Origin of the sequence: Streptomyces sp. NBC_01267 (assembly GCF_036241575.1) — a bacterium.
Classification (GTDB): domain Bacteria; phylum Actinomycetota; class Actinomycetes; order Streptomycetales; family Streptomycetaceae; genus Streptomyces.
The window spans coordinates 4,353,470-4,379,246 of the sequence record NZ_CP108455.1; the positions used below are offsets into that span (position 1 = coordinate 4,353,470).

The following is a 25,777-nucleotide window of genomic DNA, read 5'->3' on the forward strand; positions in this document are numbered from 1 at the left end:
ATGGGCGCAACGTACCGGCCACTTCGCATACGTCCGTTCTGCTGCCGGTCCGGGGCCAGGACCCGCACCGCATGGGCACACAATCGACCCGCCCAAATGTTCGGGGGGCCCGGCGGGGATTTGACCGGTCCGGATACGCTGGTCGGATGACGCGAGCCGAGCAGCCAACGGTCGTGAGCCCCACCTCCGACGAACTAGCCGCAGACTCACGCGAGCGCGCCGTCCGAGCCTTGTTGCGCATCCCTCCGCTCCGGCGGCTGTGGAGCGCTCAGCTCGTCGGCAATATCGGCGATGCCCTCGCCCTTCTCGTGCTTCTGCTGCTGTCGTTGCAGGCGGCGGTCTCGCAAGAATCCTTCGGGGGCGGGTACCGAGGTGCCGCCTTCGCCGTAGCCGCCGTATTCGGCGCGCGGGCCCTTGCCACCTTGCTCTTCGGGGCCGTACTGCTCGGCCCGGTGGCCGCGCTGACCGCGCCGAACGGGCCCCTCGACCGCCGCTGGACCATGATCTGCGCGGACGGCCTCCGGGTCGCGCTGCTGATCATCGCCCCGCTGTGGATCAACTGGACCCCGGCCAAGGCGCCCGCTGTCCTGCTGGTCACCGTCTTCGTCGCCGGGGTCGCCGAGCGTTTCTGGACGGTCGCCAAGGAGAGCGCGGCCCCCGCGCTGCTGCCGTCCCCGCCTCCGGAAGCCGTGGCGGTGCGCCCGCTGCCCGACCACCTCGAAGCGCTGCGCCGGCTCTCGCTCCGTACGACGTTCCTCGCCGTTCCGGCGGCTGCCGCCGTGCTGCTCGTCGCCACGCTGATCAGCAATCTGCTGGGCACCGGCATCGACTGGTTCTCGCTGCACCAGGCGGGTCTCGGGTCGTACGTCGCCGCCGGGCTCTTCGCGGCGTCCGTCTCGACGCTGTACTTCCTAGAACTGCCCGACGGCCAGACGCCCCGCGCCCGTTCCCCGCTGGAGGGGCTGCGCCGCCCGTCCAACGGAGCCGGCCCCGACAAGGGCCGTACCGGCGCGATCCCGCTGCTCGTCCTGGCTGCCGCCGCCGTGGCCGGAGCCATCGCGTCCGCCGCGGCCGTGGCCGTCCTGGACGCCATCGACCTGGGCGGCGGCCCGGTGGCGTTCGCGCTGCTCGTTCTCGCGCTGACCGGGGGCACGGTCATCGGTATCCGTACCGCGCCCAGGACCCTGCCCGGCTTCTCCCGCCGTCGGCTGCTCGCGCTGGCGATCACCCTGACGGGCGTGGCGCTGCTGGTGATGGGCCTGGTCCCGGACACCGCGACGGTGGTGCTGATCGCGACGCTGGCCGGCTGGTCCGCCGGTGTCGCCGCGAACATCGCGCACACCCTCGTCGACCAGGAGACCGAGGAGGCCCGGCGGACACGTATCGCCGAGCATCTGCAGGCGGTCGTACGGGTCGCTGTCGCCCTCGGCGCGATCGTGGCCCCGCTGGTCGCCGCGGCGATCGGCCCGCACCACCTCGCGAACGGGCAGTTCGTCTTCGCGCACGGCGGCGCCGCCTTCACGCTGATGCTGGTCGGCGCGCTGCTGCTGCCGGTGGCCGCGCTGGTCCTGGCCAAGGCCGACGACCGTTCGGGCGTACCGCTCCGCAGCGATCTGCGCGATGCGCTGCGCGGCGGCGCCGACCCGGCGCAGTCCCCGTCGGAGACCGGTTTCTTCCTCGCCCTGGAGGGCGGCGACGGCGCCGGGAAGTCCACCCAGGTGGAGGCGCTCGCCGAGTGGATCCGCGCCAAGGGCCACGAGGTCGTCGTCACCCGCGAACCGGGCGCGACGCCGGTCGGCAAGCGGCTGCGGTCGATCCTGCTGGACGTCTCGTCGGCCGGTCTCTCCAACCGCGCGGAAGCGCTGCTGTACGCGGCCGACCGCGCCGAGCACATCGATTCGGTCGTACGCCCCGCCCTGGAGCGCGGCGCGATCGTCATCTCCGACCGCTACATCGACTCGTCGGTGGCCTACCAGGGGGCGGGGCGCGAGCTGTCGCCGACCGAGATCGGCCGTATCTCCCGCTGGGCGACGGACGGACTCGTACCGCATCTGACGGTGCTGCTCGACGTCTCCCCGGAGGCCGCGCGCGAGCGCTTCACCGAGGCGCCGGACCGGCTGGAGTCGGAGCCCGCCGAGTTCCACCAGCGGGTACGGGCCGGGTTCCTGACGCTGGCTTCGGCCGATCCCGGGCGCTACCTCGTGGTGGACGGGGCGCAGGAACCGGAGGCGATCACCACCGTCGTACGCCACCGGCTCGACCAGCTGCTGCCGCTCTCCGAGGCCGAGATCAAGGCACAGGAAGAGGCGCGGAGGGCCGCTGCTGAGGAAGCCCGCAGGAAGGCCGAGGAGGAAGCGGCCCGCAAGGCGGAGGAGGAGCGCCTGGAGCGCGAGCGCCAGGCACAGCTCGCGAAGCTGCGCGCCGAGGAGGAGGAGCGCAAGCGCCGCGAACTCGAAGAGGCGAAGCGGCGCGAGGCGGAGCGCCAGGCGGAGGAAGCCCGCAGGCAGGCCGAGGAGGCCAGGCGTCTCGCCGAGGAGGAGAGGCTCCGCCGCGAGGCCGAGGAGCAGGTGCGGGAGCAGGAGCAGGAGCGCCTGCGCCGGCAGAAGGAGGAGCAGGCCCGGCTGCGGGCCGAGGCCGAGGAGCGCCGCAAGGAGAAGCAGCGCCTGGCCGAGGAAGCGCTGCTGAGGGCCGAGGAGGCGCGCCGTCAGGCCGAGGCGGAGGCCGCCGAAGCCGCGGCTGCCGAAGCGACCGCCGCGGACAACGAGACGACGGTGGAGACACCGGTCGTGGGCGCGAACGACGTGACGCAGCCGGTCGCCGCCATGCCCTCCACGCCGTCGCGTGCGGAGCCGTCGCGTCCGGACTCCGAGGAGACGACGGTGATCCCGAAGATCGAGGAGCACCCGGCCCCCCGGAAGCCGAAGGACGCCGACGGCCCGAGGGACTCGGGCGATCCGCGAGGAGCGCAGCGGCACTCGGACGCGGACGAGACCACGGTGATCCCCAAGTTCGCGGAGGCCACGGAGCCGCCGAGGCCGGTACGGGGCGCCACCCCGGCGGACCGGGTACCGCCCGGCTACTTCCGGGACGAGCCGCGGCAGGCGCCCCCGGAGAACGCGAACGAGCGCACCCGGGAGCTGCCGCAGTTCGACCCGGAGCGCCCGCGCCGCCGTTCGGACTGGGCGGAGGAGACCCCGCTGGACGACCTGCCGTCGCTGGCGGACGAACTGCTGGGCACGGACCACGACGACGAGCGCGACAACAGGGGCCGGGGCAGAGGCCGGCGCTGACACCGCACGGGAAGGCCGGGGGCCGGGGCATCGGTCCCCGGCCTTCGGCCTTCCCGGCGCTGCAGGGCCTCGCGTCGGGCGTACGGCCGGACGCGCGGCCGCGTTGTCGGACCCCTGCGCCACAATGGATCCCGCACAGGAAGAACCGGCGCCGGGCGGACGGGTGCGACGACGCGCACCCGCCTGTCCGCACCGGTATCCGCACACTGTTGTCCACACACAGGTATCCACATACCGGTATGTGGATACCTGTATCCGCACCCGCACGACCGCACCGAAGGGGCGACCACATGGCCGTATGGGACGACCTCGTAGGCCAGGACCGCGTTCAGACGCAGCTCGCCGCCGCCGCCCGGGACGCCGACGCGCTCGTCACGGCCAACACCGAGCGCACCTCCACCGACGCCATGTCGAAGTCGACGATGACGCACGCATGGCTGTTCACGGGCCCGCCCGGCTCCGGCCGGTCGACCGCCGCCCGCGCCTTCGCCGCCGCCCTCCAGTGCGTCAGCCCCGACCGCGCGCTCGGCGGCATCCCGGGCTGCGGCTTCTGCGACGGCTGCCACACCGCTCTCGTCGGGACGCACGCGGACGTCGAGGTCGTCCGCACCGACCAGCTCTCCATCGGTGTGAAGGAGACCCGCGAACTGGTCCGCCGGGCCCAGCTCTCCCCGGCGGTCGGCCGCTGGCAGGTCATCGTGATGGAGGACGCCGACCGCCTCACCGAGGGCGCGGGGAACGTCCTGCTGAAGGCCGTCGAGGAGCCCGCCCCCCGGACGGTCTGGCTGCTCTGCGCGCCGTCGCTCGAAGACGTACTGCCGACGATCCGTTCCCGCTGCCGCAATCTCACCCTGCGTACCCCCCCGGTGGAAGCGGTCGCCGACATCCTCGTCCGGCGGGACGGCATCGATCCGCAGCGGGCGTGGGAAGCGGCCCGTGCCACGCAGGGACACATCGGCCGGGCCCGCCGCCTGGCCACCGACGAGCGCGCCCGCGCCCGCCGCGCGGCCGTGCTCAAGATGCCGCTGCGGGTCGAGGAGATCGGGGGCTGTCTGAAGTCCGCCCAGGAACTGATCGACGCCGCGACCGAGGACGCCAAGGAGGTCGCGGAGGGCACCGACACCAAGGAGACCGAGGAGCTGAAGGCCGCGCTCGGCGCATCCGCGGGTGGCCGGATGCCGCGCGGTACGGCAGGGGCCATGAAGGAACTGGCCGACCGCCAGAAGCGCCGCTCGACCCGTACCCAGCGCGACACGCTCGACCTCGCGCTGACGGATCTCACCGGCTTCTACCGCGATGTGCTGGCCCTCCAGCTGCGCTCCGAGGTGGCCATCGCCAACGAGGACGTACGGGACGCGCTGGACCGGATCGCGCTGAGTTCCAGCCCCGAGAGGACCCTGCGCCGGATCGAGGCGATCACCGCCTGCCGTCGGGCGCTGGACCGCAACGTGGCCCCGCTGCTGGCCGTCGAGGCGATGGCGGTGTCCCTGCGCGCGGGCTGAGGGGTTGACCGGCTCACTCGTACGGGCTGCAAAAGAGGGGCTCGGGCCGGGGCCCGACTACGCTCCGGGGATGGATCTCAGGCGCCTGCTCTCCACTCCCGTCACCGTGCTGGCCTTGGCCGGACTGCTTGTTTCGGGCTGCTCGTCGGGCAGTTCGGCGCCCGGCGCCTCGACATCCGGCACCCGGGCCTCGGGGTCGGCGCCGTCCGCGGACCTGGCCCCGTACTACACGCAGAAGGTGACGTGGCGTTCCTGCGGCGCCCCCGGATTCGAGTGCGCCACGATGAAGGCGCCGCTCGACTACCAGAAGCCCAAGGACGGCGACATCCAGCTCGCCGTCTCCCGCAAGAAGGCGACGGACCCCGGCCGGCGGATCGGCTCCCTCCTGGTCAACCCGGGCGGCCCCGGCGGCTCGGCGATCCAGTACCTTCAGGGGTACGCGGCGATCGGCTACCCGGCGGCGGTCCGCGCCCGCTACGACATGGTGGCCGTCGACCCGCGCGGGGTGGCTCGCAGTGAGCCGGTCGAGTGCCTGACCGGCAAGCAGATGGACGCGTACACGGAGGTCGACCAGACCCCGGACGACGCGAGCGAGACCCAGAAGCTCACCACCTCGCTCAAGGGCTTCGCACAGGGCTGCGAGAAGCACTCCGCCAAGATCCTTCCGCACGTCTCCACGGTCGAGGCCGCCCGGGACATGGACGTCCTGCGGGGGATCCTGGGCGACAAGAAGCTGAACTACGTCGGCGCCTCGTACGGCACCTTCCTCGGGGCGACGTACGCGGGGCTCTTCCCCGACCGCGTCGGCCGCCTCGTCCTGGACGGCGCGATGGACCCCTCGCTGTCGTCGCTGGAGATGAACCGCGACCAGACCGCCGGATTCGAGACCGCTTTCCAGTCCTTCGCGGCGGACTGCATCAAGCACAAGAACTGCCCGCTCGGCACGGCGTCCACCGCGGATGCCTCCCACCGCCTGGAGGCGTTCTTCTCCCGCCTGGACGCGAAGCCGGTCCCCACGGGCCAGAGCCGCCCGCTGACCGAGTCCCTGGCCACGACCGGCGTGATCTCGGCGATGTACGACGAGACGTCCTGGCCCGACCTGCGCACCGCGCTCACCCAGGCGATGTCGGGCAACGGCGCGGGGCTGCTCGCCCTCTCGGACTCGTACTACGAGCGGTCGGGCGACGGCAAGTACGCGAACCTGATGTACGCCAACGCCGCGGTGAACTGCCTGGACCTGCCCCCCGCGTTCACCGCCCCGGCGTCCGTCACCAAGGCCCTGCCCTCCTTCGAGAAGGCGTCCCCGGTCTTCGGCCGGGGCTTCGCCTGGGCAGCCCTGAACTGCGCCTACTGGCCCGTCCCCGCCACCGGCCGCGCCCACCGCATCGAGGCGAAGGGCGCGGCCCCGATCGTGGTGGTCGGCACCATCCGCGACCCGGCGACCCCGTACAAGTGGGCGAAGTCCCTGGCGGCCCAGCTCTCCTCGGGCACGCTCCTCACGTACGACGGCGACGGTCACACGGCGTACGGCCGGGGCAGCACCTGCATCGACACGGCGATCAACACGTACCTCCTGGACGGCACCCCGCCGAAGAACGGCAAGCAGTGCTCCTGACCGCCTCTGACCTGCGCTGAAGAGCGGGACCGGGGTGTGTCAGGAGCACCCCTGGAAACTGTGTAGACTTGGCGTCGCTGCTGACCGCACCATGGTGTGGACGGGCGTGCCGCCTTAGCTCAGTTGGCCAGAGCAACGCACTCGTAATGCGTAGGTCTCGGGTTCGAATCCCGAAGGCGGCCCGGAATTACCCCAGGACTCACTCGCCGTGACCTGGGGTTTTTTCATGCCTCGGGCACGCCGGGCGCGGGGCTCCGGCCCGTTTGTGTGTCGCTGTGGTCCCGTACCGCTGTGACCGGCGGGACCGGGACCGGTGGCCGGTCGGTGGATTTCTCCTGCCGGGCGTCGACAAGGACCTCGCGCATGCCGCCGGTGGCGCGCCATGCGCGGAGCAGGGCGTGGAAGGCCACCGGGCCGCCGGCGAAGGACTCCCTGCGTCGTCCGGGCTTGCCCTCGTTGTTGTAGTAGCCGGGGGTGCACTCGGCGTGGAACGTGTACAGGTCGACCGCCTTCTCCCGGATCGTCGCGAGCCAGGCGTCCTCGGCCGCCGCGGTCGGCTCGACGTACCGGGCGTCGCGCCTGTGGGCCTCGGCGACGACCTCGGCTACGTGCACGGCCTGTTCGTCGAGGATGTGGACGTAGTTGACGGCGCTGGCGTTCTGGAGCGGGCCGAGCTGGAAGAGGTTGGGGAAGCCGTGGCTGTAGAAGCCGTGCAGCGTCCGGGGGCCGTTGCGCCAGGCCTCGGTGAGGGTGGTGCCGCCTCTGCCGTGTACGGGGAGGTGTCCGGAGGTGATTCCCGAGACGCCGACCTCGAAGCCGGTGCCGAAGATGATGCAGTCGACCTCGTAGGCGGTGCCGCCGACCACGACGGCGTTCGCGGTGATCTCCTCCACGCCGTGGCTGTCGGCGGTGTCGATCAGGGTGACGTTGGGCCTGTTGAAGGTCTGGAGATAGCTGTCGCTGAAGGTGGGCCGCTTGCACATGTAGCGGTACCAGGGCTTGAGCAGTTCGGCGGCCTCCGGGTCCGTGACGACGGCGTCGACCCGTGCGCGGATCTCGTTCATCTTCTGGAAGTCGGCGATCTCTTCGGCGCGTTCCCGTTCTTCGGGCGGCAGGTCCCCGTAGCTGCCGGTCGGGATCAGCTTCTGCTGGAGGCGGGCGCTGCTGGTCCAGCCGTCGTCGACGAGGTCCTCCTCCGTCCGTCCGTCGGTGACCAGGGTGAGGAAGTTGTCCCTGCGCCGCTGCTGCCAGCCGGGGGTGAGGGACGCGGCCCAGCCGGGGTCGGTGGGACGGTTGCCGCGTACGTCGACCGAGGAGGGCGTGCGCTGGAAGACGAGCAATTCCCTTGCTCCGGCGCCGAGATGGGGTACGCACTGGATCGCTGTCGCGCCCGTGCCGATGAGTGCGACGCGTTTGTCGGAGAGCTTGTGCAGATTTCCGTCCGGGCTTCCGCCGGTGTAGGCGTAGTCCCAGCGGCTGGTGTGGAACGTGTGCCCTTCGAAGGTCTCGATGCCGGGGATGCCGGGGAGCTTCGTCTGGCTCAGCGTGCCGCTCGCCGTCACCACGTACCTCGCCCGTATCCGGTCGTCCCGGTCGGTGCTCACGAGCCACTCCGACTCGGCCTCGTCCCAGCGCAGTTCGGTGGCCCGGGTCTGGAAGCAGGCGTCCCGGTAGAGGTCGAAGGTGCGGGCGATCGCCCGCGCGTGCTGCCGGATCTCCTCGCCCGGTGCGTACTTCCACTTCGGGACGTAGCCGACCTCTTCCAGCAGCGGCAGGTAGATGTGCGACTCGATGTCGCAGTGGATGCCGGGGTACCGGTTCCAGTACCAGGTGCCTCCGAAGTCACCGCCCTTCTCGATCACGCGGATCGAGTCCAGGCCCGCCTGCCGTAACCGCGCGCCCGCGAGCAGGCCGCCGAATCCGCCCCCGATGACGACGGCGTCGACCCGGTCGTGGAGGGGTTCGCGGGCCGGCAGCGGTTCGGCGTACGGGTCCTCGTCGAAGTACCCGAACCTGCCGGTGGGACGCTGGTACTGCGCGCTGCCCTCGGGTCGGATCCGGCGTTCCCGCTCGGCCCGGTAACGCGCCCGCAGCGCGTCCGGATCGAACGGGAGGCCCTGTGGGGCGGTGGAGCCGGAGGCCGCGGACGTGCTGTGGGGGGTGGGCATGGATATCCACTTCGTTTCGGGGGTGGTGTGCTGGGGGCGGGCGGGGACGAGCCCGGAGTTGGAGTGCGGAGGTATCGCGGGCACGCAGGTGTGACGCCCGGCCGCTGGGACGACCGGGTGGGGCCTCGCCGCGGGCGGTCCTGGCGGTACGGGCTACCGGAACCGCTCGGCAGGCCGTGGCCCGGCCGCCGCCGTGGTCACCGCGAGACCGGGGCGAGCCAGAGTCCCGCGATCGCGTCGCTCAGACCGGTCGCGGTCTGCTGCCAGGTGGCCCGCGGGGTGGGGCTGCCCACGGCGAGTGAGCGTTCCCGTTCGGCCACGACGAGCACCACCAGGTGCCGGGTCATGTCACCGCGCTCCAGGCGTACTTCGAGCGGAAGGCCGGGCAGGCAGCTGTTGAGGCCGTCGACGGCGCCGACCAGCGCGGGCGAGTGGAGGGACTCGTCCGTCATGATCTCCCGGTAGACCGGGTCGGTGCCGATCTGCGCGTAGAAGCGGCCGAACCAGGAGGGCACACCGAGGCCGGCGACATGGTGCACGAAGGGATCCACCAGGCAGGACACCCAGTCGCGCACGTCGGTGGAGCCGGTGGCCTGCTCGACCTTTTCCGCGCGCATCTGCTCGATCCGCTCGTTGTGCTTGTGCACGATCGCCCTGATCAGGTCGGCCTTGTGGCCGAAGTGGTAGCCGACCGCGGCGTTGTTGCCCTGCCCGGCGGCCTCGCTGACCTGGCGGTTGGAGACCGCCACCACTCCGTGCTCGGCGAACAGCCGCTCCGCCGCCGAGAGAAGCAGCTCCCGTGTCGCGGAGATCCGCGCGGACCTCGCCGTGGCGCCCGTCACCGTGACCACCGCACCGGTGTCCGGTGGGGCCCGCCGTTCACGGGTGGCGCCACCTGGCTGCGGTTCTCGGCGGGCACCCGCTGATCTGTGCCACCCACTGCACGTTCACTCACTGCACGAACACTCACTGCACGTTCACTCTCTGCACGGCTTCCGTAGATGCTGACTCCGACTCCGACTCCGGCCAGTTAAACGCCGCCCCCGATCGGCAGTCAAGCAACTGACTTAACCGAGGGCGGTGCATGCGCACCGGCAACCGTGCGCCCGGCCCGGCGGGTGGCGACGCGGGTGGCGACGCCGGGACGTGTGCGATGCGGGCTGCGACGCCGGGACGTGCGGACGCGGTCGGATCAGGCCAGGGCCGTGGGCTGAGCCGGATCACCGCTGTTCTCGGGTCCGGTCCTTCCCGCACCCTGGACCGCGGCGCGTACGGCTGGGATGAGGGCGGCTATGGCCACGGAGACGAGCGCCATGCCGCAGCCGACGAGCAGGCCGGTGCGGAACCCGGTCTCGGAGGTGAAGCTCCGGCCCCCCGTGGTGGTGGTCATCTGCGCGAGGAGTACGCCCATGACCGCGGCGCCGATGGAGGTGCCGAGCGAGCGCATGAGGGTGTTGAAGCCGTTGGCGGCGGCGGTCTCCGACTGCGGGACGGAGCTCATGACGAGGGCGGGGATGGAGCCGTAGGCAAGCCCCACACCGCTGTTGATGACCATGACCGCCAGCATGATTCCCCAGGCCGAGCCCATCAGTGCCAGCGAGACGCCGTAACCGCCGGCGATCACGAGGGCCCCGCTGATCAGGGTGAACTTCGGGCCCCGGGCATCGGTCAGCTTCCCGCCGAGGGGGGAGACGAGCATCATCATGATGCCGCCCGGAGCCATCCACAGGCCGGAGGCCAGGAGTGACTGGCCCAGCCCGTAGCCGGTGACCGCGGGGAACTGCAGCAGCTGCGGCATCACGAGCATGCTGGCGTACATCGCGAAACTGGTGAAGACCGAGGCGACGTTCGTCAGCAGTACGCGGGGACGGGCGGTGGCCCGCAGATCGATCAACGGGTCCGAGGTGCGTACCTCCCACAGGCCCCAGGCCGCGAACAGCAGGACGGCGCCGGTGAAGAGGCCCAGGGTGGTGCCCGAGCCCCAGCCCCAGTCGGCTCCCTTGGACACCGCCAGGAGCAGACAGACCAGTCCCGCGCCGAGGCCGACGGCTCCCAAGAGGTCGAACCGCTGCCCCTTCGCGGTGGTCGGCACGTGAGGGATCAGGTAGCGGATCAGTACGGCGATGACCGCGGCCAGCACCGCGGAACCCCAGAAGAGCGCACGCCAGTTGGCGTACTGGGCGACCGCCGCCGAGATGGGCAGTCCCAGGCCTCCGCCGATCCCCATCGAGGCGCTCACCAGCGCGATGGAGGAGCTGAGCTTCTCCTGCGGGACGGCATCGCGCAGCAGGGCGATGCCGAGTGGCACCATGCCCATTCCCATGCCCTGGAGCCCCCGCCCGATGATCATCGGGACGACGCCGGCGGACAGTGCGCACACCACGGATCCCAGCATCAGCGGCACCGAGCAGGCCAGCATCATCCTGCGCTTTCCGAGCATGTCGCCGAGGCGTCCGGTGACCGGCACACACACCGCGGACACGAGCAGCGTGACGGTGATGACCCAGGTGGCATTGGACGGCGTGGTGTGCAGGATGCCTGGCAGCTTCGGCAGGAGCGGGGTGACCAGCGTCTGCATGACCGCCGCCGTCGTACCTGCGAGCGCCAGGACGGCGACCACGGCTCCTGGGCGGGACGGCTTTTGTGTGTCCTTCAAGACGGAACTCTCCTCGCAGATGGTTGCTCCGGGAGACCTTAAGTCAGTCGATTGACTTAATCTAGCGCCGAGGTGTTCACTGCTCCGGGAACGCGATCCGTCGATCGTTGTGCTCAGGAGGAGGTCAGGAGTGACCGGTCCGCGAGGTGGGGAAACGCCGCCGCCGAAGGCTCACGTCCTTACGGCGGCCGTCGGCCAACGTGCTTTGGCGGCAACGGTGTTGAGTGCCGGGGTGGACCCGCTGACCGCTCCACAGGGCGGGCTTCCGGTGATGTGGTGACGGCCGCGGGGGACGCCCGGACGGACCGCACGACGGGAACGCGGGAGGCGATCATGGTGGCGGCGGAGCGCCTGTTCGCCGAGCACGGCCTGTCCGCCGTCTCCCACCGGCAGATCGCCCAGGCGGCGGGGCAGCGGAATGTCACCGCTGTCAGCTACCACTTCGGCAGCCGGACCGAACTGGTCCGCGCGATCATGACCAGGCACGGCGAACAGGTCGACCGGGTCCGTCAGCGGTACGTGGAACGGGCTGACGGCGGCGGGGAGATCAGGGACTGGGTTGTCGCCCTGGTCCGGCCGGTGCCGGAGTATCTGGCCTCGCTCGGCATCCCGTCCTGGAACGCCCGGCTGTCGGTCCAGGTGATGACCGACCCGGTGATGCGCGCGCTGGTGACCGAGCAGGCACTCGCCCGCCCGGACCTGCGGCGGATCCTCGACGGCCTCGGCCGCCGCCTCGTGCACCTGCCGCCCGGGGTCCGGGCCGCCCGCGGGGAGATGGCCCGACACCTGATCGTGCACACCTGCGCGGAGCGGGAACGTGCGCTGGCCGAGAACACCGGTCTGCTGCACGCCTCCTGGGAGCAGACCGCGGACGCGCTGACCGACGCGATCTTCGGCCTCCTGACCGCGCCGGTCACCTCGTAGCGGAAACGACTCTTCGTGCAGCAGCGACCGGAGAGCCGGCGTGGCCCGTCAAGTCGCCCGGCACCGAACGGAATGGGAGACACCTGACATGAAGATCAGTGTTGACGAAGAGAAGTGCTGCGGGGCCGGACAGTGCGTGGTGATCGCGCCGGAGGTCTTCGACCAGCGTGACGAGGACGGCATCGTCGTCCTGCTCGACAGCGAACCGGCGCCGGACCGGCACGAGGCCGTACGGGAATCCGCGGGCGTGTGCCCTGCAGCCGCGATCCACCTCGGCGAGAACGCGTGAGCCTTCCCGGCCCGACGCGCCCACGACAAGGCCCGCGCAGCCACGAAGGCCCGCACACCCACCACCTCACGCACCACCACCACCTCACGCACCACCACCACCTCACGCACCACCACCACCTCACGCGTACCCGCGAAGCCACGCCAGGCCGTCGACCCGGCCCCGGACCGCACCGTCGGAAGGACCAGGAATGAGCACAGCGCCCCGGGCGGACACCGCCGCCACCGGCACCCCCGCGTTTCCCGACCCCCGCTCCTCCGCCTGCCCGTTCGGCGTCTCCCCGGAGATGCGTGCCCTTACCGACCGTGGACCGGTCTCCCGGGTCACGTCCTGGGGCGGGAGCACGCCCTGGGTGGTGACCAGCCACACCGAACAGAAGACCCTGCTCGCCGACCCCCGCCTCAGTGCCGTCTTCTCCCACCCCGGTTTCCCCAGCCCCGTCGACCCCGAGAAGGCGGGCAGGGCGACGGCGGACATGAGCTTCGTCGGGATGGACGATCCGGAACACTCCCGCCTGCGCCGCATGGTCAGCGGCGTCTTCACCGTCAAGCGGATCGAGGCGATGCGGCCCGTCGTCCAGAAACTGACGGACGACTTCATCGACACCATGCTCGACGGCCCCAGGCCCGTGGACCTCGTGCAGGCGCTGGCGCTGCCCATCCCGTCCCTGGTCATCTCCGAACTGCTCGGCGTCCCTTACGAGGACCACCACTTCTTCCAGACCAACAGCAGGACGATCGTTTCCGCCACCGCCGGAGCCGAGGCCCGGCACACGGCCCACAGCGACCTCGCCGAATACCTCGACGACCTGGTCGGCAGGAAGACCTCCGCCCCCGGGGACGACCTGCTCTCCGCACTCGCCGCCCGGATCACGGCCGGAGAGATCACTCGCCGCGAAGCTGCCGCGATGGGAGTGCTGCTGCTCCTCGGCGGGCACGAGACCACCGCGAACATGATCAGTTTGGGCACGCTGCTGCTGCTGGAACACCCGGCCCAGCTCGCCACCGTCCGGGACACCGATGATCCCAAGGTGGTCGCCGCCGCTGTCGAGGAACTCCTGCGGTATCTGTCGATCGTGCACCTCGGGCGGCGCCGGACAGCGCTGGAGGACATCGAGATCGCCGGGCGGACCATCCGCGCGGGCGACGGCGTCATCCTCCTCGGCGAACTCGCCAACCGAGACCCCCGGGTCTTCCCCGACCCCGATACCCTGGACATCACCCGCGACGCCCGCCCCCACCTGGCCTTCGGTGCGGGCACCCACCACTGCGTCGGACAGCCCCTGGCCCGGATGGAGTTGCAGGTCATCTATCCCACCCTCTTCCGCCGCATCCCCACCCTGCGGGCCGCGATCGAGGTGGAGCAGGTTCCTTTCAAGTACGACGCGGTCATCTACGGCATCCACGAACTGCCCGTCACCTGGTAGGCAGAACCGCTACGGCAGTCGGCCGGAGGCGGACAGGTGCTGGTCGGCGGCCCAGGAGGCGAGGATGCGCAGCCCGTCGTGAGTGGGGGTGCCGACCTCGGCGGTCCAGACGACGAGTTGCTGTTCGGGGTCGGTACTGGCGGTGAGGGTGTCCCAGTCGAGGGAGAGTTCGCCGGCGACGGGGTGGTGGAGCAGCTTGGTCCCGACGGTGCGGCTGGCGACATGGTGGGCCGCCCACCACTGACGGAAGTGCGCGTCCTGTACGGACAGTTCACCCACGAGGGCGGTCAGCCGGGGGTCGTCGGGGTACCTGGCTGCCTCCATGCGCAGCTGGGCGACGCAGGTACGGGCGACCGTTTCCCAGTCGGCGTACAGGGTCCGCATGGCGGGATCGGCGAAAACGATCCGCACATAGTTCCGGTGGTTCTCGGGAATCCGTCCGAAATCGGTGACCAGGGCCGCTGCCAGTGAATTCCAGGCGATGATGTCCATTCGGCGTCCCATCACCACGGCCGGGGTCGCGGTAAGGTCGTCGAGGAGCCGCTGCAATTGCGGCTGGACTTTCTGCCGGGTGTGCCGCGGGGAACGGGTGGCGGAGGTTTTCCCGGCCAGGCTGAAGAGGTACGCGCTCTGGTCGTCGTCGAGGTGCAGGACGCGGGCGATGGTCGCCAGTACGGGGGCGGAGGCCTGTATGCGGCCCTGCTCCAGCCGCGTGTAGTAGTCGGTGCTGATCGATGCCAGCTGTGCGACTTCCTCGCGCCGCAGACCTGGCACCCTGCGGGGGCCGGTGCCGGGCAGGCCGACGGTGCGGGGGCTGAGCTCGGCCCGCCGGGATCTGAGGAACTCCCCGAGTTCGTTCGCGTGGGCATTGCTGGTCATGTATGCCAGTCTCGCACCGGTCGTCCGCTGCTGAGGGGGACAGTTCTGTCCCTGGATGATTTCCGCCCGGGAGGAGACTGTCTCCCTTTCACGGGGCACGAATCCCCAGGATGCGCATATCCGAGTCCATGGAATATCCGAGCCCATGCAATATCCGTCCGAGTTCGCGAATGTCCGAGTCCACGAATGTCCGAGTCCACGAACGTCGGGCGCACGAACGTCGGGCGCACGAAGGGAAGGCGGCCTGATCGGCGCGGTGGTCGGAGGTACCTGCGGTCACCGGGTCAACTGTCGTTACGGACACTGCGCGTGGCGTCCGCGGAGAAACGATTCGCCCTTCTCGTCCCCTTCTAGGGTCGTGCCCACGTACCCCCCCCTCGGAAGGGATTCACCCCCGCCATGAAGCTCCGCAACGCCGCCGCAGCCGGTCTGGCCGCGCTCGCGCTGGTCCTGATGCTGCCCGGTTCGGCCCTGGCCGCCACCGGCGAGTTCCACTACAAGTACGTCGACGATCATGGCCAGGAACAGTTCGCCACCGTGCACGACCCGCAGAGCGGCCGGTGCATCAACCTCTACGGTGTCGACTCCGACGAACTCCCGCCGGGCTTCGGCCCGCACAACCAGACCGACTCCTGGGTCACGGTCTACGTCGGCACCGACTGCCAGGGGCCCGAGTGGCAGCTGAGGCCCCACGGCAGGCCCGCCCGCGACGATCTCGAACTGCGCTCGGTGAGGTTCGGCCTGCCCGAGTAGGCGGACCACTCGGGCCGGTGCCGCAGCCTGCCGGTGCGGGGCTGCGGCACCGTGATCACACCACTCGGCACCGTGATCACCGCTCGGCGGCGGGAGCGGGCGTCAGGGCAGTGGGCGTCAGGGCAGTGGGGATCAGGGCAGTGGACTCCCGCCCTCCGTTCCGCGTACCACCGGTAGATCCGACGGCAGTCCCCATTCGCTCCAGGACCCGTCGTACACGGCGAGGTCGCGGTATCCGGCCAGTTCGGCGCCGAGCGCCAGGACGCAGGCGGTGACGCCCGATCCGCAGCTGAACACCAGCCGCTCCCGGTCACCGGCGCGGGCCGTGAACGCGGCGCGCAGCTCCGGCTCCCGGAGCATCAGGCCGTTGTGCTGGAGCTCGGTGAAGGGCAGGTTCACCGCCCCGGGCATATGGCCGCCGCGCAGCCCCTCGCGAGGTTCGGGGGCCGCTCCTGAGAACCGCTCCCGGGCGCGGGCGTCGAGGACGGTCGCGTCCGGGTCGGTCAGTGCCGCGGCCACTTCGCCCCGGCCGACGACCAGCCCCGGGCGGGGGCGCGCGGTGAAGTCGCCGCGCACTCCCGGGGGTGCCACCGGCCCGCCGTCCTCCAGCGGGTACCCCGCAGCGGTCCAGGCGGGCAGGCCGCCGTCGAGCACGGCCGCCCGGTCGAAGCCCATCGCCCGGAGCATCCACCAGGCGCGGGCGCTCGAATAGATACCGGCGCTGTCGTAGACGACGACGGTGGAGGTGTCCATGACGCCCAGGGAGCGCATCTCCTCGGTGAACACGGCGGCGCCGGGCATCGTGTGGGGAAGCGGGCCGGAGTGGTCGGACAGCGCCCCGTCGATGTCGAACGGCCGCGCCCCCGGGATCCGCCGCCCGGCGCCCCGGTGCTTGCCGACGGAGGCGTCCAGGATCACCAGCCCCGGGGTGCCCAGCTGATGTACGAGCCGGTCGGCGGCGATGAGCGGGCCGACGCCGGGCGAGGGCCGCGCGGTCATCGGGTGCCCCGCCCGGAGATCTGGCCTGCTGCCTTGTCCACGTCGGCCTCCACCGTTGCTGTTCTGCTCGCTGATCGCACCTGGTCCGGTCGCCAACGTAGCCGGACAGGTCCTCGCACCGCCGTACGGAACGGATCAGCGCCCGCAGTGGGCTCAGCCGAGACCGATCCGCACGCCGACCGCGGACCAGGCTCCCGAGTCCCCGCGTGGCAGGAAGTGTGACCGAGTTGATCGCGGAGGTCGCTACCGCGCAGGAGCTCCGGACGGGGTCTACATCGTTTCCAAGAACGCCGTGTTCGCCGGGCCCGACAACATCGCCTGCTCCGCCACCAAGGCGGACCAGGCCCACCAGGTCAGGCTGCGCGCCGCGGAACTGGGCGGTACGTCAGGCGGGATCCTTCAGGGCGGCGAGGGCCGCTCGGGCTTTCGGCGCGTACAAGGGGCTGAAGTGAGGGTTGATGGTGAGCGCTTCGGTCAGGTCGTCGCGCGCCGCCGCCCGGTCACCGAGGGCCTTTTCGATGAGCCCGCGGTGGTAGTGGAAGAGAGCGTTGCGCATGCCCTGGGAGAGCGCCCGGCCGGACTCGGCGAGAGCCTCCCGGTCCTGGCCGTTGATGTGCAGCGCCCAGGCCAGGGCATCGTGGCTCTCCAGGAAGGGGCGGCTCCTGATGCCTTCCCGGGCAATGGCCAGGGCACGCCGGGGATTGCCGTGGTCGGCCTCGAAGAGGGCGGCGTCGGAGTCGAGGGTGACACCGTTGGCGGCGAAGAGTCTCTGCTCGGCGCGGAAGACCTCGTACTGCTGCTCGGCTTCCTTCGTACGTCCCAAGGACTGGTACAGCTCGCCGAGTTGGAGGATGTACTCGGGTTGCGGGACGCGTTGGACGGCCCTGGTGAAGTCGGCGATGGCGGCGCCGGTGTTCCCGAGGGCCGCCTCTGCCTTTGCTCTGGCCTGGAGCAGCGAGGTGGAGGAGGGCGCGACGCGCAGTCCTGCTCGGGCCTGGGCGAGTTCGGTGGCCGGGTCTCCGCTGTTGAAGGCGAGTTCGCCGAGGTAGTAGTGGGCGAACGCCTGGTCGGCCGGGCCTCCGGCGTCCTGCAGGGCGCGTTGCATGTCGGCGCGCGCGGTCGGGATGTCGCCCCGGAGCTCCGCGACGTAGGAGGCGCGGGACAGGGAGGGGGAGCCGGGCCTGAGGTCGACCATGCGCTGGACGGCCTCGGCTGCTTCGGAGTAGCGGCCGAGCTGCGTGCAGGCGTCGGCGAGGGTTCCGTACAGCGAGGAGTTGTACGGGTTGACGGCAACCGCGCGCTGCGCCCAGTCCAGCGCCTGGGCGAATCGGTGGCGGGCCGCTTCGAGAGCCGCCATGCCGCCCAGCGCGGTGAAGTTGTCCTTCTTCTGGATGGCCAGCGACCGTGTGAGGACCGCCTCCGCCTTGGGGTAGTACGACGGGTCGGCGGTGCTCTTGGCCTGCTCGACGTAGTCCAGCCCGAGGGTGCTGAGCGCGACGGCGTCCTGGGGGGCGCCGCGCAGGTGCCGCTGGAGTCCGGTGATGTCCGTGGCCAGCGGGTCACCGCCGGTGGCCGGGCCGCCCGCAGCGGCCGGAGAGGCCGGGGTACTCGGCGCCGCGGACCAGGGGGAGAGGGCCAGACCGCCGGCGAGGAAGAGGCCCACTCCGAGGGTCGTGGTCACGGCGGTGAGCAGCAGGGTTCGTCGGTGGGTGGGCTTGCGCTGGGTCAATTCCCGCTCCGGGTGGGGGTGGGTGGAGGAGAGGCGGAGGGGTGCGCCCGGCCGGGGGCGGCGGGCGTCGCGTAGACGACGAGGTTCTCGCGGTACTCGTGCCGGTCCCTGTCGTAGGTCCCGCCGCAGGTGATGAGGCGCAGGGCCGGGGCGCCGTTCACCGCGTACACCTGGTCGTCGGGGAAGTCGTCCCTGTCGTACTGGCGGAGCGCCCGGACGGTGAAGGTGGCGTGGGAGTGGTCGCTGCGGTCGACGGTGACGCGGTCCCCCGGGCGCAGGGAGGACAGGTTGTAGAAGGCGGCCGGTCCGGTGAGGGAGTCGACGTGGCCGACTATGATCGCCGCGCCCGGATCCCCGGGCCGGGGGCCGTCGCGCCACCAGCCGATCTGCCCGGGGTCCTGTGGTGCGCCGAGGCGGCCGTCCTGCTGCACCTGCAGGCCGGTGAGGGTGTGGTCCAGGCCGATGCTCGGTATGCGTATGCGTATCGGTGGCGCCGCAGGGGCCGCCGGTGCGGCGCGCCCGGCGGACTGCGGGACGGGCAGGGCGCCGATGTCCGCGCTCTTCGGGGGACCGGGCCTGTCGGTGACGAGCGCGGAGGTGCCTGTCCCGGCCAGGGTCATGCCGGTGGCGACGGCGAGGACCGCGGCCAGGCGCCGTGGATCGGCGGGGCGGAACCGGTGGACGGCCCGGGGCCGCCTGCCCTCCGGGGTGGAGGGCAGGCGGCCGGACGGGTCGGGGCCGGTCACGCCCGGTCCGCCTGCCGTCGGCGCAGGAACATGAATCCGGCGGCGGCCAGCAAGGCGCCGCCGGCGAGGGCGACGACGGCCACGACGGGAGTGCCACCGCTCAGGGCGGTCCCGCCGAAGCCCGCTCCGACGCCGCCGTCCGGGCGCTGCGAATCGGCCTGGTTGACGGCGGCCGTGTTGGGCAGCGCCACGTACGGGAAGGACGCCTCCGGCTGGCGGTACGGGGTGTTGACGCCGTCACCCGCGGCCAGCGCGGGCACGATCTTCCCCGTCTGCGCGGCGCCTTCGAGGGCCTGCAGTGAGATGTCGACGACATCGTCGTTGAGCCGGCGGCCGTTGGGGAAGCCCGCGAGGTCACCGCCCAGGACGCCGAGGCGGTTGGGGTTGCTGGAGGTGGGGACGGACATGTTCAGCCGCAGCTCTTCGGACGGGACGAACTGGCTCTTCTTGACGCCGGCGTTGAGCTGCTGCGAGTTGAGATCCGCCTGGATCGGACCACAGGCCTTGCAGATACCGGTCAGGAAGATCTCGACCAGGTCGTTGCGGGGTGTCGCGGGAGCCGGGATGCCGTAGATGCTCTGGATGAGCTTCGGCACGATCGGGTCCTTCACCTTGTCGACGACCGGCGTGATCGTGTGGTCCTGGTCCGGGGTCAGCGTGTTGAACGCGTCCTTGTACTTCAGCGGCACCACCACCTCGTTGACCAGTGGGTTCCCCAGCCGGGAGACCTGGTGCCAGCCCGCGTCCCCGGTCGAGGGCGGCCCGCCCTTGCTGTCGCTCTCCGTCCGGGAGCCGGTCGCGCTCCTGTCGCTCTCCGTCCGGGAGTCCGTCCCGCTCCTGTTGCTCTCGGAGCCCTTGCCCGCGACGACTGCCGCGCCCTTGCGGTCGGTGGTGGACCACACCCCGATGACCGGGTTGCTCTTGGCGTCCCCCTTCAGGGCCACCTGCGCCTTCGGAACCTGGAGGGCGATGGTGTTCACGTTGTACCCGGCGAGGGTGTTGTGGCCGGTCTCCTTGAGGTTCCCGCCGTAGAGCAGGTCGAAGATCCGCAGGTCCAGGAAGAACGGGTCGGAGGCCTGCCCGGCGTAGGTCTGACCGCCGTCCGGCAGGGAGACCGTGGCCTCCTTGCGCAGCGCGGCGTAGTCGGGCATCGAGGCCTTGCCGGTGTTGGAGGGGGCCGCGGGCGCGTCCTTGACCAGTGTCCTGGTGTTACCGCGGGCATCGGTGGCGGTCAGCGTGTAGGTCTGGCGGAAGTTCAGGGTCGTGTCGTCGATGGAATTGACGACGCCGGTGTTGTAGAGGAACTGGTTGGCGGCATCGCGGATGTGGTCGGTGAACGCCCAGGTGTAGGTGGTGTCGGGCTTGCCGTCGCCGTCACTGTCGATCTTGATGTTGTAGTGGGCGTCGTTGGCGAAGGGGTAGAAGTTGGGGCCCCCGTTGGGCTCCTCGAAGGGGATCCAGTTCGCGATCAGGGTCACCATGTCGGGCTTGTCGGGGCTCGTGAAGGCGTAGACGTCGGTGTTGTCGGCCTTCGGGTCGCCCGCGGTCAGCGGGGCCTCGCGGTGGCTGGAGGCGGAACTGACACCGGGGGCGAGGCCGGTGAGAGTGCCTGCGGTGACCAGGGCGAGGGTGCCGAGTGCGGCGAGAGCGCGTTCGGCCGGGCGGGCCGGGGTCCGTCTGCGCGACGGCAGGGGAAGCTTCATGGGCCATCCGTTTCCGGTGAGTGCCGCTGTCCGCCGGGGAGACGGCGCGGCGAGAGCGGGAACGCTCGAAGCCGCACACGGACGTTCCCGGACCGCACCCATGACCGGAGCGGTGTGACCGACAACCCATCCGTGATGAGACCTAAGCTACGAATAAGTCACCATGTGCCGTATGTGTCAGCAATCGTCTTGAGGCTGAACGCCACAGAAGCTGCCCGAACGGGAACGGAACTCGGTTCGGGGCGAGGCTTGTTGCGAACTATGTGCAATTAGTCTGAACCTGTGCGGGCGAGGCCCGGACGGCATCCTCACGAAGCCAACCGGGTGGTCGCGATGGGCCGCACGAGTGGCATGTCCCGCCCGGCCAGCGTGCGCGGGCACGGCCGGAACGCGGCCCGGTCATTGTCCTCGGGAGCCTTGAACCCGCCCGGTCCGCTCTTCCGAGGCGGAGTCGGCGACACCCGCGATTCCGCGCGCGGACGAGATCAGACGCACCCCGCGTGTTCTCCGCGCGGACGAGATCAGACACACCTCGCGTGTTCCCCGCACCGGTTGCACGCCCACCGCTCCGGAGGCCCCGTGACCCATCGACCCCACGTACGACGGGCCGTCGCCGTGGCCGTCGGCGCCCTGTGGCTCCTCGGCGCCGCGGTCCCCCCGGCCCAGGCCCACCCGCTCGGCAACTTCTCCGTCAACCACTACACCGGCTTCACGCTCCGCCCCGACCGCGTGGACGTCACGGCCGTGACCGACACCGCGGAGATCCCCACCCTCCAGGACGCGTTGAAGGTCGACAGCAACGGGGACGGCAAGCAGAGTGACGCCGAGCGCGCCCACTGGGCCGCCGCAGGCTGTGCCCGAACGGCCGGGAAGCTGGAGGTCACCGCACCGCGGCGGCTCAAGTGGACCGTCAGGTCCGCCCGGTTCGACTACCGTCCCGGGCAGGGCGGGCTGCGTACCAGTCGGCTGGAGTGCGACCTCCGGGCCCCCTTGCGTCTGACGGACGGTCCGGTCTCCCTGCGCGTCGACACCGGCGCCGACCGGACCAGGGTGGGCTGGAACGAGATCACCGCCAAGGGCGAGGGAACGCATCTCCAGCACTCCACCGTTCCGGAATCCTCGGTCACCGACGAATTGCGCAACTACCCGCGGGATCTGCTCTCCACCCCACGCGGTGACACCACGGCGCAGTTCACCGCCGCTCCGGGTGAGGGGGCCGCCGGTACGCACCGAACGCCGGATCGGGTCACGGCCGGAAGCGGTCCTGCCGCCCGTGTCGAGGCCGTGTCCCGGCAGTTGATGTCGCTTGCGGGGGCGAAGCACCTCACGCTCCCGATCGGAATCCTGGCGGTTCTGCTCTCCGTCGTTCTGGGCGCGGGCCATGCGTTGTTGCCGGGCCACGGCAAGACCGTCATGGCCGCCTACCTCGCGGGCAAGCGCGGCAGAACCCGTGATGCCGTCACCGTCGGCGCCACCGTCACCCTCACTCACACGGCCGGAGTCATCGTCATCGGCCTCTGCCTCACCGTGTTCTCCTCGTTGGCGGGCGATGCCGTACTGGGCTGGCTGGGTGTCGTCAGCGGCGCGCTCGTGGCCCTGGTCGGAGCGGGCCTGCTGAGGGACGCGGTACGGCAGCGCCGTCGAGCCGTGCGCCTCGCTTCGCCGGACGGCCTGCAGGCGAGAGCGCCGGAACCGGAACTGGTCGGCGCGGGTTCCGCCGTCCACCACGAGCACACGCACGACCCCGGCCACGAACACGCGCCGCACCACGAGCACGAGCCTCATCACGACCACGACCACGACCACGACCACGACCACGACCACGACCACGACCACGACCACGACCACGACCACGACCACGACCACGACCACGACCACGACCACACCCACGACCACGCCCACACGCACGAGAAACCGCACCGCCACGGCCTGTTCGGGCACCACCACACCCACGCACCTGCCACCGCCGACCCGCAACCCTTCAGCACCCGGGGCCTGATCGGGCTCGGGATCGCCGGGGGGCTGGTACCGAGCCCCTCGGCCCTGGTCGTCCTCCTCGGTGCGATCGCCCTGGGCAGGACCGCCTTCGGGGCCGCTCTCGTGCTCGCCTACGGCCTGGGCATGGCCGCCACGCTCACCGCCGTCGGGCTCGTCCTCGTACGGATCGGCGGCCGGGTGACCAAGTTCTCCGAGCATCCGCTTCTCGCCCTGGTGCGCCGCGTCGCTCCCCACACCGCGGTCCTGACGGCCTTCCTGGTGCTCGTCGTCGGCCTGGGCCTGATGATCCGCAGCCTGCCGCCCGTCCTGTGACCGGAGGAACCCCCATGACTCACCGCCGGAAGACCCGCTTCGCTGCGGCCCTGCTGACCGCGTTCGCCGTCAGCGGCTGCGCGGCCTCGCCGGGCGGCTCCCTCGACGCCCAGTCCGCGACCCCCTCTCCCACCTGTCTCGTGCACCAGAGGAAGGAACCCGCCGAGCGCTACACTGCGGGCAGCGAGGCCGACCCGCGCTCCGTCCTCGAAATGCTGCGCTACTACACCGCCAACGGCACCAAGGCCTTCTGCGACGGCAAGCCCCCCACCCGCACCGATCGCCAGTGGATGACCCTCTACACCAGCCTCGGCGGCCGACGCAGCCACGTTCCCGGTGCGGCCACCCGGACGCCCTGAGGGCGGTTCACCCTTCCCCGCCGTGACGGAAACGGGGTTTCCGGAGCGGCGCCCCCGCCGCTCAGGCCCGGCCCGCCGCCCGGAGCAGATGCAGGGCCGGTTCGGGGAGTTCGCGGCCCTTGGGCCAGACCGCGTGCAGGACACGGCGGAGGGGGAGTGCCGGGTCGACCTCGATCTCCACCAGGCGCCGCAGGTCCAGGTCCTCCCGTACCGCCAGGACGGAGAGCACGGCCGGTGCCAGGCCCCGGGCGGCGGCGCTGCGCAGGGGGGCGGTGGAGCCCAGCTCCAGGACCGGCACGGCGATGCCGTCGTACTGGCGCAGCGCCGTCACCAGGGTCTCCCGGGTGCCGGAGCCCGGTTCGCGCACCAGGAGCGGGGTGTCGGCCAGTTCGCGGCCCGACAGCGGGGTGCGGCGGCGGGTCCACGGGTGGCCCGGCGCCACCACGACCGCGAGCCGGTCCCGTCCCACCGCCGTACGGTGCAGGTCGTCCGGGACCCGGGGGCCCTCGACGAAGCCCAGGTCGCACTCGCCGCGGCGGAGCGCCTCGATGACGCCCCAGGAGTTGGTGACGGTCAGCCCCACATGGGCGCCCGGGGCGCCCTCGCGCAGCGTGACGAGCCAGCCGGGCATCAGCTCCTCGGCGATGGTCAGGCTGGCGGCGACGTGCAGCCGGTTGTCCTGCCGTGAGCGCAGGGCCGCGGCGCCCTCCACGAGGGCTTCGGCCTGTTCCAGCACCGTCCGCGCCCAGTCGGTGACCACCGCGCCCGCCGGGGAGAGCCGGGAGCCCGAGGTGGAACGGTCCAGCAGGTGCAGTCCGAGCCGTCGTTCCAGGGTGCGGATCCGGGCGCTCGCGGACGGCTGGCTGATCCGCAGCCGGGCCGCGGCCCGGCCCAGACTGCCGGTCTCGGCGACCGTGACCAGCAGCTGCAGGGCGTGCAGATCGGGGAGCGGACGCTGCCCGGGTCCGGCGCTCTCCGAGCGGTCGTCCTCACGGCTGCTCATGCGCGGCTGCTCATGTGCCTGCTCATGCGCGTCCGCCCGGATGCCTGACCGTGTGCCTGATCGTGTGCCTGGTCATGTGTGCCCGCTCATAGGAGATGCCTTGAAAAGGTCATAGGGGGACTCTATGACCTGGTCACGAGTTCTCGTCTACCGGGCTCGGTCCCGCGCCCACACGCTGGATTCATGGCTACTCATCTGGACCGTTCTCCGCTCGCAGCTCCTCGGCCACCCGGTCCGCCGACGTCCGGGCGCCGGGCCTCGGCGGTGGCTGCGGTGCGCCGCAACGCCCCCGGCCTGGCGCTCGCCGTCGTGGGTGTCGTGTGCGCCGAGGCGGTGCACGCGCTGCTGCCCGGCATCCCCATGCTGACCGCGGCCGTCGTGCTGGGCATCGTGGCCGCCCACGTCCCGGGGCTGCGCACCCGGGTACGCGGCCCGGCGCAACCGGGACTGACGTTCGCCGGCAAGCGGCTGATGCGGGCGGGCGTCGTCCTGCTCGGCCTCAAACTGAGCATCGGCGATGTGCTCGGGCTCGGCTGGGCCACTGTGGTGATGATCCTCGGGGTCGTCGCCGCCACGTTCTTCGGTACGCAGTGGCTGGGCCGGAAGATGGGCCTGCCGGGCGAGCAGCCGTTGCTGGTGGCCACCGGGTACGCGATCTGCGGTGCTTCGGCGATCGGCGCGGTCAGCAGTGTGCTCGACCGGAACCGCAAGCAGGAGAGCGCCGAGGAGACCGCGCGGCGGGACTCGGACGTGGCTGCCGCTGTCGCCCTGGTGACCCTGTGCGGGACGCTGGCCATCGCCGTCCTTCCGCTGCTGCAGGGGCCGTTGGGGCTGGACGCCAGCCAGTTCGGGCGCTGGGTCGGCGCGGGCGTGCACGACGTCGGGCAGGTGGTGGCCACCGCGCAGACGGCCGGTCCGGACGCGCTGGGCGAGGCGGTCATGGTCAAGCTGATCCGGGTGGCGATGCTCGCGCCCCTGGTGGCGGGGGTCGCGCTCGCCCGCCGCCGGCAGGACGCCAAGCTGCCCGGCGCGGACGCGGCGCCCGCCGGACGCCGTCCTCCCCTGGTACCGCTGTTCGTCGCCGGCTTCCTGGCCGCGGTCGCGCTGCGCAGCACCGGCTGGCTGCCCGGCGGGGTGCTCGACGCCGCCGACAACATCCAGGAACTCCTGCTGGCCGCCGCGCTGTTCGGCCTGGGAAGCGCCGTGTACCTGCCCACCCTGGCCCGCTCCGGAGTGAAGCTCGCCGCCCTCGGCCTGGCCTCCTGGGTCATCGTCGCGGTGACCAGCCTCGCGGGTGTCCTGCTGACCACGTGACACCTGGTGAACCACATGACACCTGGTGAACCACATGACACCTGGTGAACAGCGTGACGTCACGTGAACGGCGTGACGTCACGCGGCTGCGTGCCCGGGGCCGGAAGCCGGA

General features: G+C 71.4%; 19 protein-coding genes and 1 tRNA gene. 11 read left to right on the forward strand and 9 right to left on the reverse strand.

What is annotated here, in order from left to right; translation table 11 throughout:
* Positions 1 to 146 precede the first annotated feature (146 nt).
* The 4 genes from tmk (at position 147) to OG709_RS20030 (ending at position 6,589) form a co-directional block, all read left to right on the forward strand.
* Positions 147 to 3,290 (forward strand): dTMP kinase, encoded by a 3,144-nt coding sequence (tmk, locus tag OG709_RS20015; protein WP_329167257.1) that lies wholly within the window; start codon positions 147 to 149, stop codon positions 3,288 to 3,290.
* A 290-nt stretch (positions 3,291 to 3,580) separates the two neighbouring features.
* Positions 3,581 to 4,792 carry a DNA polymerase III subunit delta' gene (locus tag OG709_RS20020; RefSeq protein WP_250305513.1) on the forward strand — a complete coding sequence of 404 codons (1,212 nt, stop codon included), beginning with the start codon at positions 3,581 to 3,583 and terminating at the stop codon, positions 4,790 to 4,792.
* A 70-nt stretch (positions 4,793 to 4,862) separates the two neighbouring features.
* Positions 4,863 to 6,407 carry an alpha/beta hydrolase gene (locus OG709_RS20025; protein ID WP_329167259.1) on the forward strand — a complete coding sequence of 515 codons (1,545 nt, stop codon included), beginning with the start codon at positions 4,863 to 4,865 and terminating at the stop codon, positions 6,405 to 6,407.
* A gap of 108 nt (positions 6,408 to 6,515) precedes the next feature.
* Positions 6,516 to 6,589 (forward strand) — tRNA-Thr (locus OG709_RS20030).
* Positions 6,590 to 6,631: 42 nt separating this feature from the next.
* Here the strand turns inward: OG709_RS20030 and OG709_RS20035 are convergent.
* From OG709_RS20035 to OG709_RS20045, 3 genes are all read right to left on the reverse strand, one after another.
* On the reverse strand, positions 6,632 to 8,575 hold the full coding sequence (locus tag OG709_RS20035) for a flavin-containing monooxygenase (protein ID WP_329167261.1): 1,944 nt from the start codon (positions 8,573 to 8,575) through the stop codon (positions 6,632 to 6,634).
* 197 nt (positions 8,576 to 8,772) lie between these two features.
* Positions 8,773 to 9,417 (reverse strand): TetR/AcrR family transcriptional regulator, encoded by a 645-nt coding sequence (locus OG709_RS20040; protein WP_443068548.1) that lies wholly within the window; start codon positions 9,415 to 9,417, stop codon positions 8,773 to 8,775.
* 350 nt (positions 9,418 to 9,767) lie between these two features.
* Positions 9,768 to 11,231: an MFS transporter gene (locus OG709_RS20045; protein ID WP_329167265.1), complete on the reverse strand. Its 1,464-nt coding sequence runs from the start codon at positions 11,229 to 11,231 to the stop codon at positions 9,768 to 9,770.
* A 333-nt stretch (positions 11,232 to 11,564) separates the two neighbouring features.
* On the opposite strand from OG709_RS20045, the gene OG709_RS20050 reads away from it, so the two are divergent.
* The 3 genes from OG709_RS20050 to OG709_RS20060 all read left to right on the forward strand — a co-directional run bounded on the left by OG709_RS20050 (position 11,565) and on the right by OG709_RS20060 (position 13,870).
* Positions 11,565 to 12,155, forward strand: coding sequence for a helix-turn-helix domain-containing protein (locus OG709_RS20050; RefSeq protein ID WP_329169153.1), 591 nt, complete (start codon positions 11,565 to 11,567; stop codon positions 12,153 to 12,155).
* An 88-nt stretch (positions 12,156 to 12,243) separates the two neighbouring features.
* Positions 12,244 to 12,444 (forward strand): ferredoxin, encoded by a 201-nt coding sequence (locus tag OG709_RS20055; protein WP_329167268.1) that lies wholly within the window; start codon positions 12,244 to 12,246, stop codon positions 12,442 to 12,444.
* Positions 12,445 to 12,634: 190 nt separating this feature from the next.
* Complete coding sequence (locus tag OG709_RS20060) at positions 12,635 to 13,870, forward strand: cytochrome P450 (protein WP_329167270.1); 1,236 nt, start codon at positions 12,635 to 12,637, stop codon at positions 13,868 to 13,870.
* Between the two features lie 9 nt (positions 13,871 to 13,879).
* Here OG709_RS20060 and OG709_RS20065 read toward each other — a convergent pair whose 3' ends face one another.
* The gene (locus OG709_RS20065) at positions 13,880 to 14,749 is read right to left on the reverse strand and encodes a helix-turn-helix domain-containing protein (RefSeq protein ID WP_329167272.1); all 870 of its coding nucleotides are present in this window, start codon (positions 14,747 to 14,749) and stop codon (positions 13,880 to 13,882) included.
* 399 nt (positions 14,750 to 15,148) lie between these two features.
* Between OG709_RS20065 and OG709_RS20070 the strand changes: the two genes are divergently transcribed.
* Entirely contained in the window at positions 15,149 to 15,502 is a 354-nt protein-coding gene (locus OG709_RS20070) for a hypothetical protein (RefSeq protein ID WP_250305500.1), read from the forward strand.
* 132 nt (positions 15,503 to 15,634) lie between these two features.
* Here OG709_RS20070 and OG709_RS20075 read toward each other — a convergent pair whose 3' ends face one another.
* The 4 genes from OG709_RS20075 to OG709_RS20090 all read right to left on the reverse strand — a co-directional run bounded on the left by OG709_RS20075 (position 15,635) and on the right by OG709_RS20090 (position 20,679).
* On the reverse strand, positions 15,635 to 16,501 hold the full coding sequence (locus tag OG709_RS20075; protein WP_250305499.1) for a sulfurtransferase: 867 nt from the start codon (positions 16,499 to 16,501) through the stop codon (positions 15,635 to 15,637).
* Between the two features lie 385 nt (positions 16,502 to 16,886).
* On the reverse strand, positions 16,887 to 18,230 hold the full coding sequence (locus OG709_RS20080) for a tetratricopeptide repeat protein (protein ID WP_326694304.1): 1,344 nt from the start codon (positions 18,228 to 18,230) through the stop codon (positions 16,887 to 16,889).
* Positions 18,227 to 18,976: a class F sortase gene (locus tag OG709_RS20085; RefSeq protein ID WP_250305497.1), complete on the reverse strand. Its 750-nt coding sequence runs from the start codon at positions 18,974 to 18,976 to the stop codon at positions 18,227 to 18,229. Before OG709_RS20085 ends, OG709_RS20080 begins: the two co-directional genes overlap by 4 nt.
* Positions 18,973 to 20,679, reverse strand: a complete 1,707-nt coding sequence (locus OG709_RS20090; RefSeq protein ID WP_326694303.1) for a DUF4331 domain-containing protein — start codon at positions 20,677 to 20,679, stop codon at positions 18,973 to 18,975. The genes OG709_RS20085 and OG709_RS20090 overlap by 4 nt, the downstream gene beginning before the upstream one ends.
* A 579-nt stretch (positions 20,680 to 21,258) precedes the next feature.
* Between OG709_RS20090 and OG709_RS20095 the strand changes: the two genes are divergently transcribed.
* Entirely contained in the window at positions 21,259 to 22,989 is a 1,731-nt protein-coding gene (locus OG709_RS20095; RefSeq protein ID WP_329167278.1) for a high frequency lysogenization protein HflD, read from the forward strand.
* Between the two features lie 14 nt (positions 22,990 to 23,003).
* Positions 23,004 to 23,348 (forward strand): hypothetical protein, encoded by a 345-nt coding sequence (locus OG709_RS20100; protein WP_266641556.1) that lies wholly within the window; start codon positions 23,004 to 23,006, stop codon positions 23,346 to 23,348.
* A gap of 61 nt (positions 23,349 to 23,409) precedes the next feature.
* Here the strand turns inward: OG709_RS20100 and OG709_RS20105 are convergent, their stop codons facing one another.
* On the reverse strand, positions 23,410 to 24,351 hold the full coding sequence (locus OG709_RS20105) for a LysR substrate-binding domain-containing protein (protein WP_250305493.1): 942 nt from the start codon (positions 24,349 to 24,351) through the stop codon (positions 23,410 to 23,412).
* A 183-nt stretch (positions 24,352 to 24,534) separates the two neighbouring features.
* Between OG709_RS20105 and OG709_RS20110 the strand changes: the two genes are divergently transcribed.
* The gene (locus tag OG709_RS20110; RefSeq protein WP_250305492.1) at positions 24,535 to 25,665 is read left to right on the forward strand and encodes a YeiH family protein; all 1,131 of its coding nucleotides are present in this window, start codon (positions 24,535 to 24,537) and stop codon (positions 25,663 to 25,665) included.
* Positions 25,666 to 25,777 lie beyond the last annotated feature (112 nt).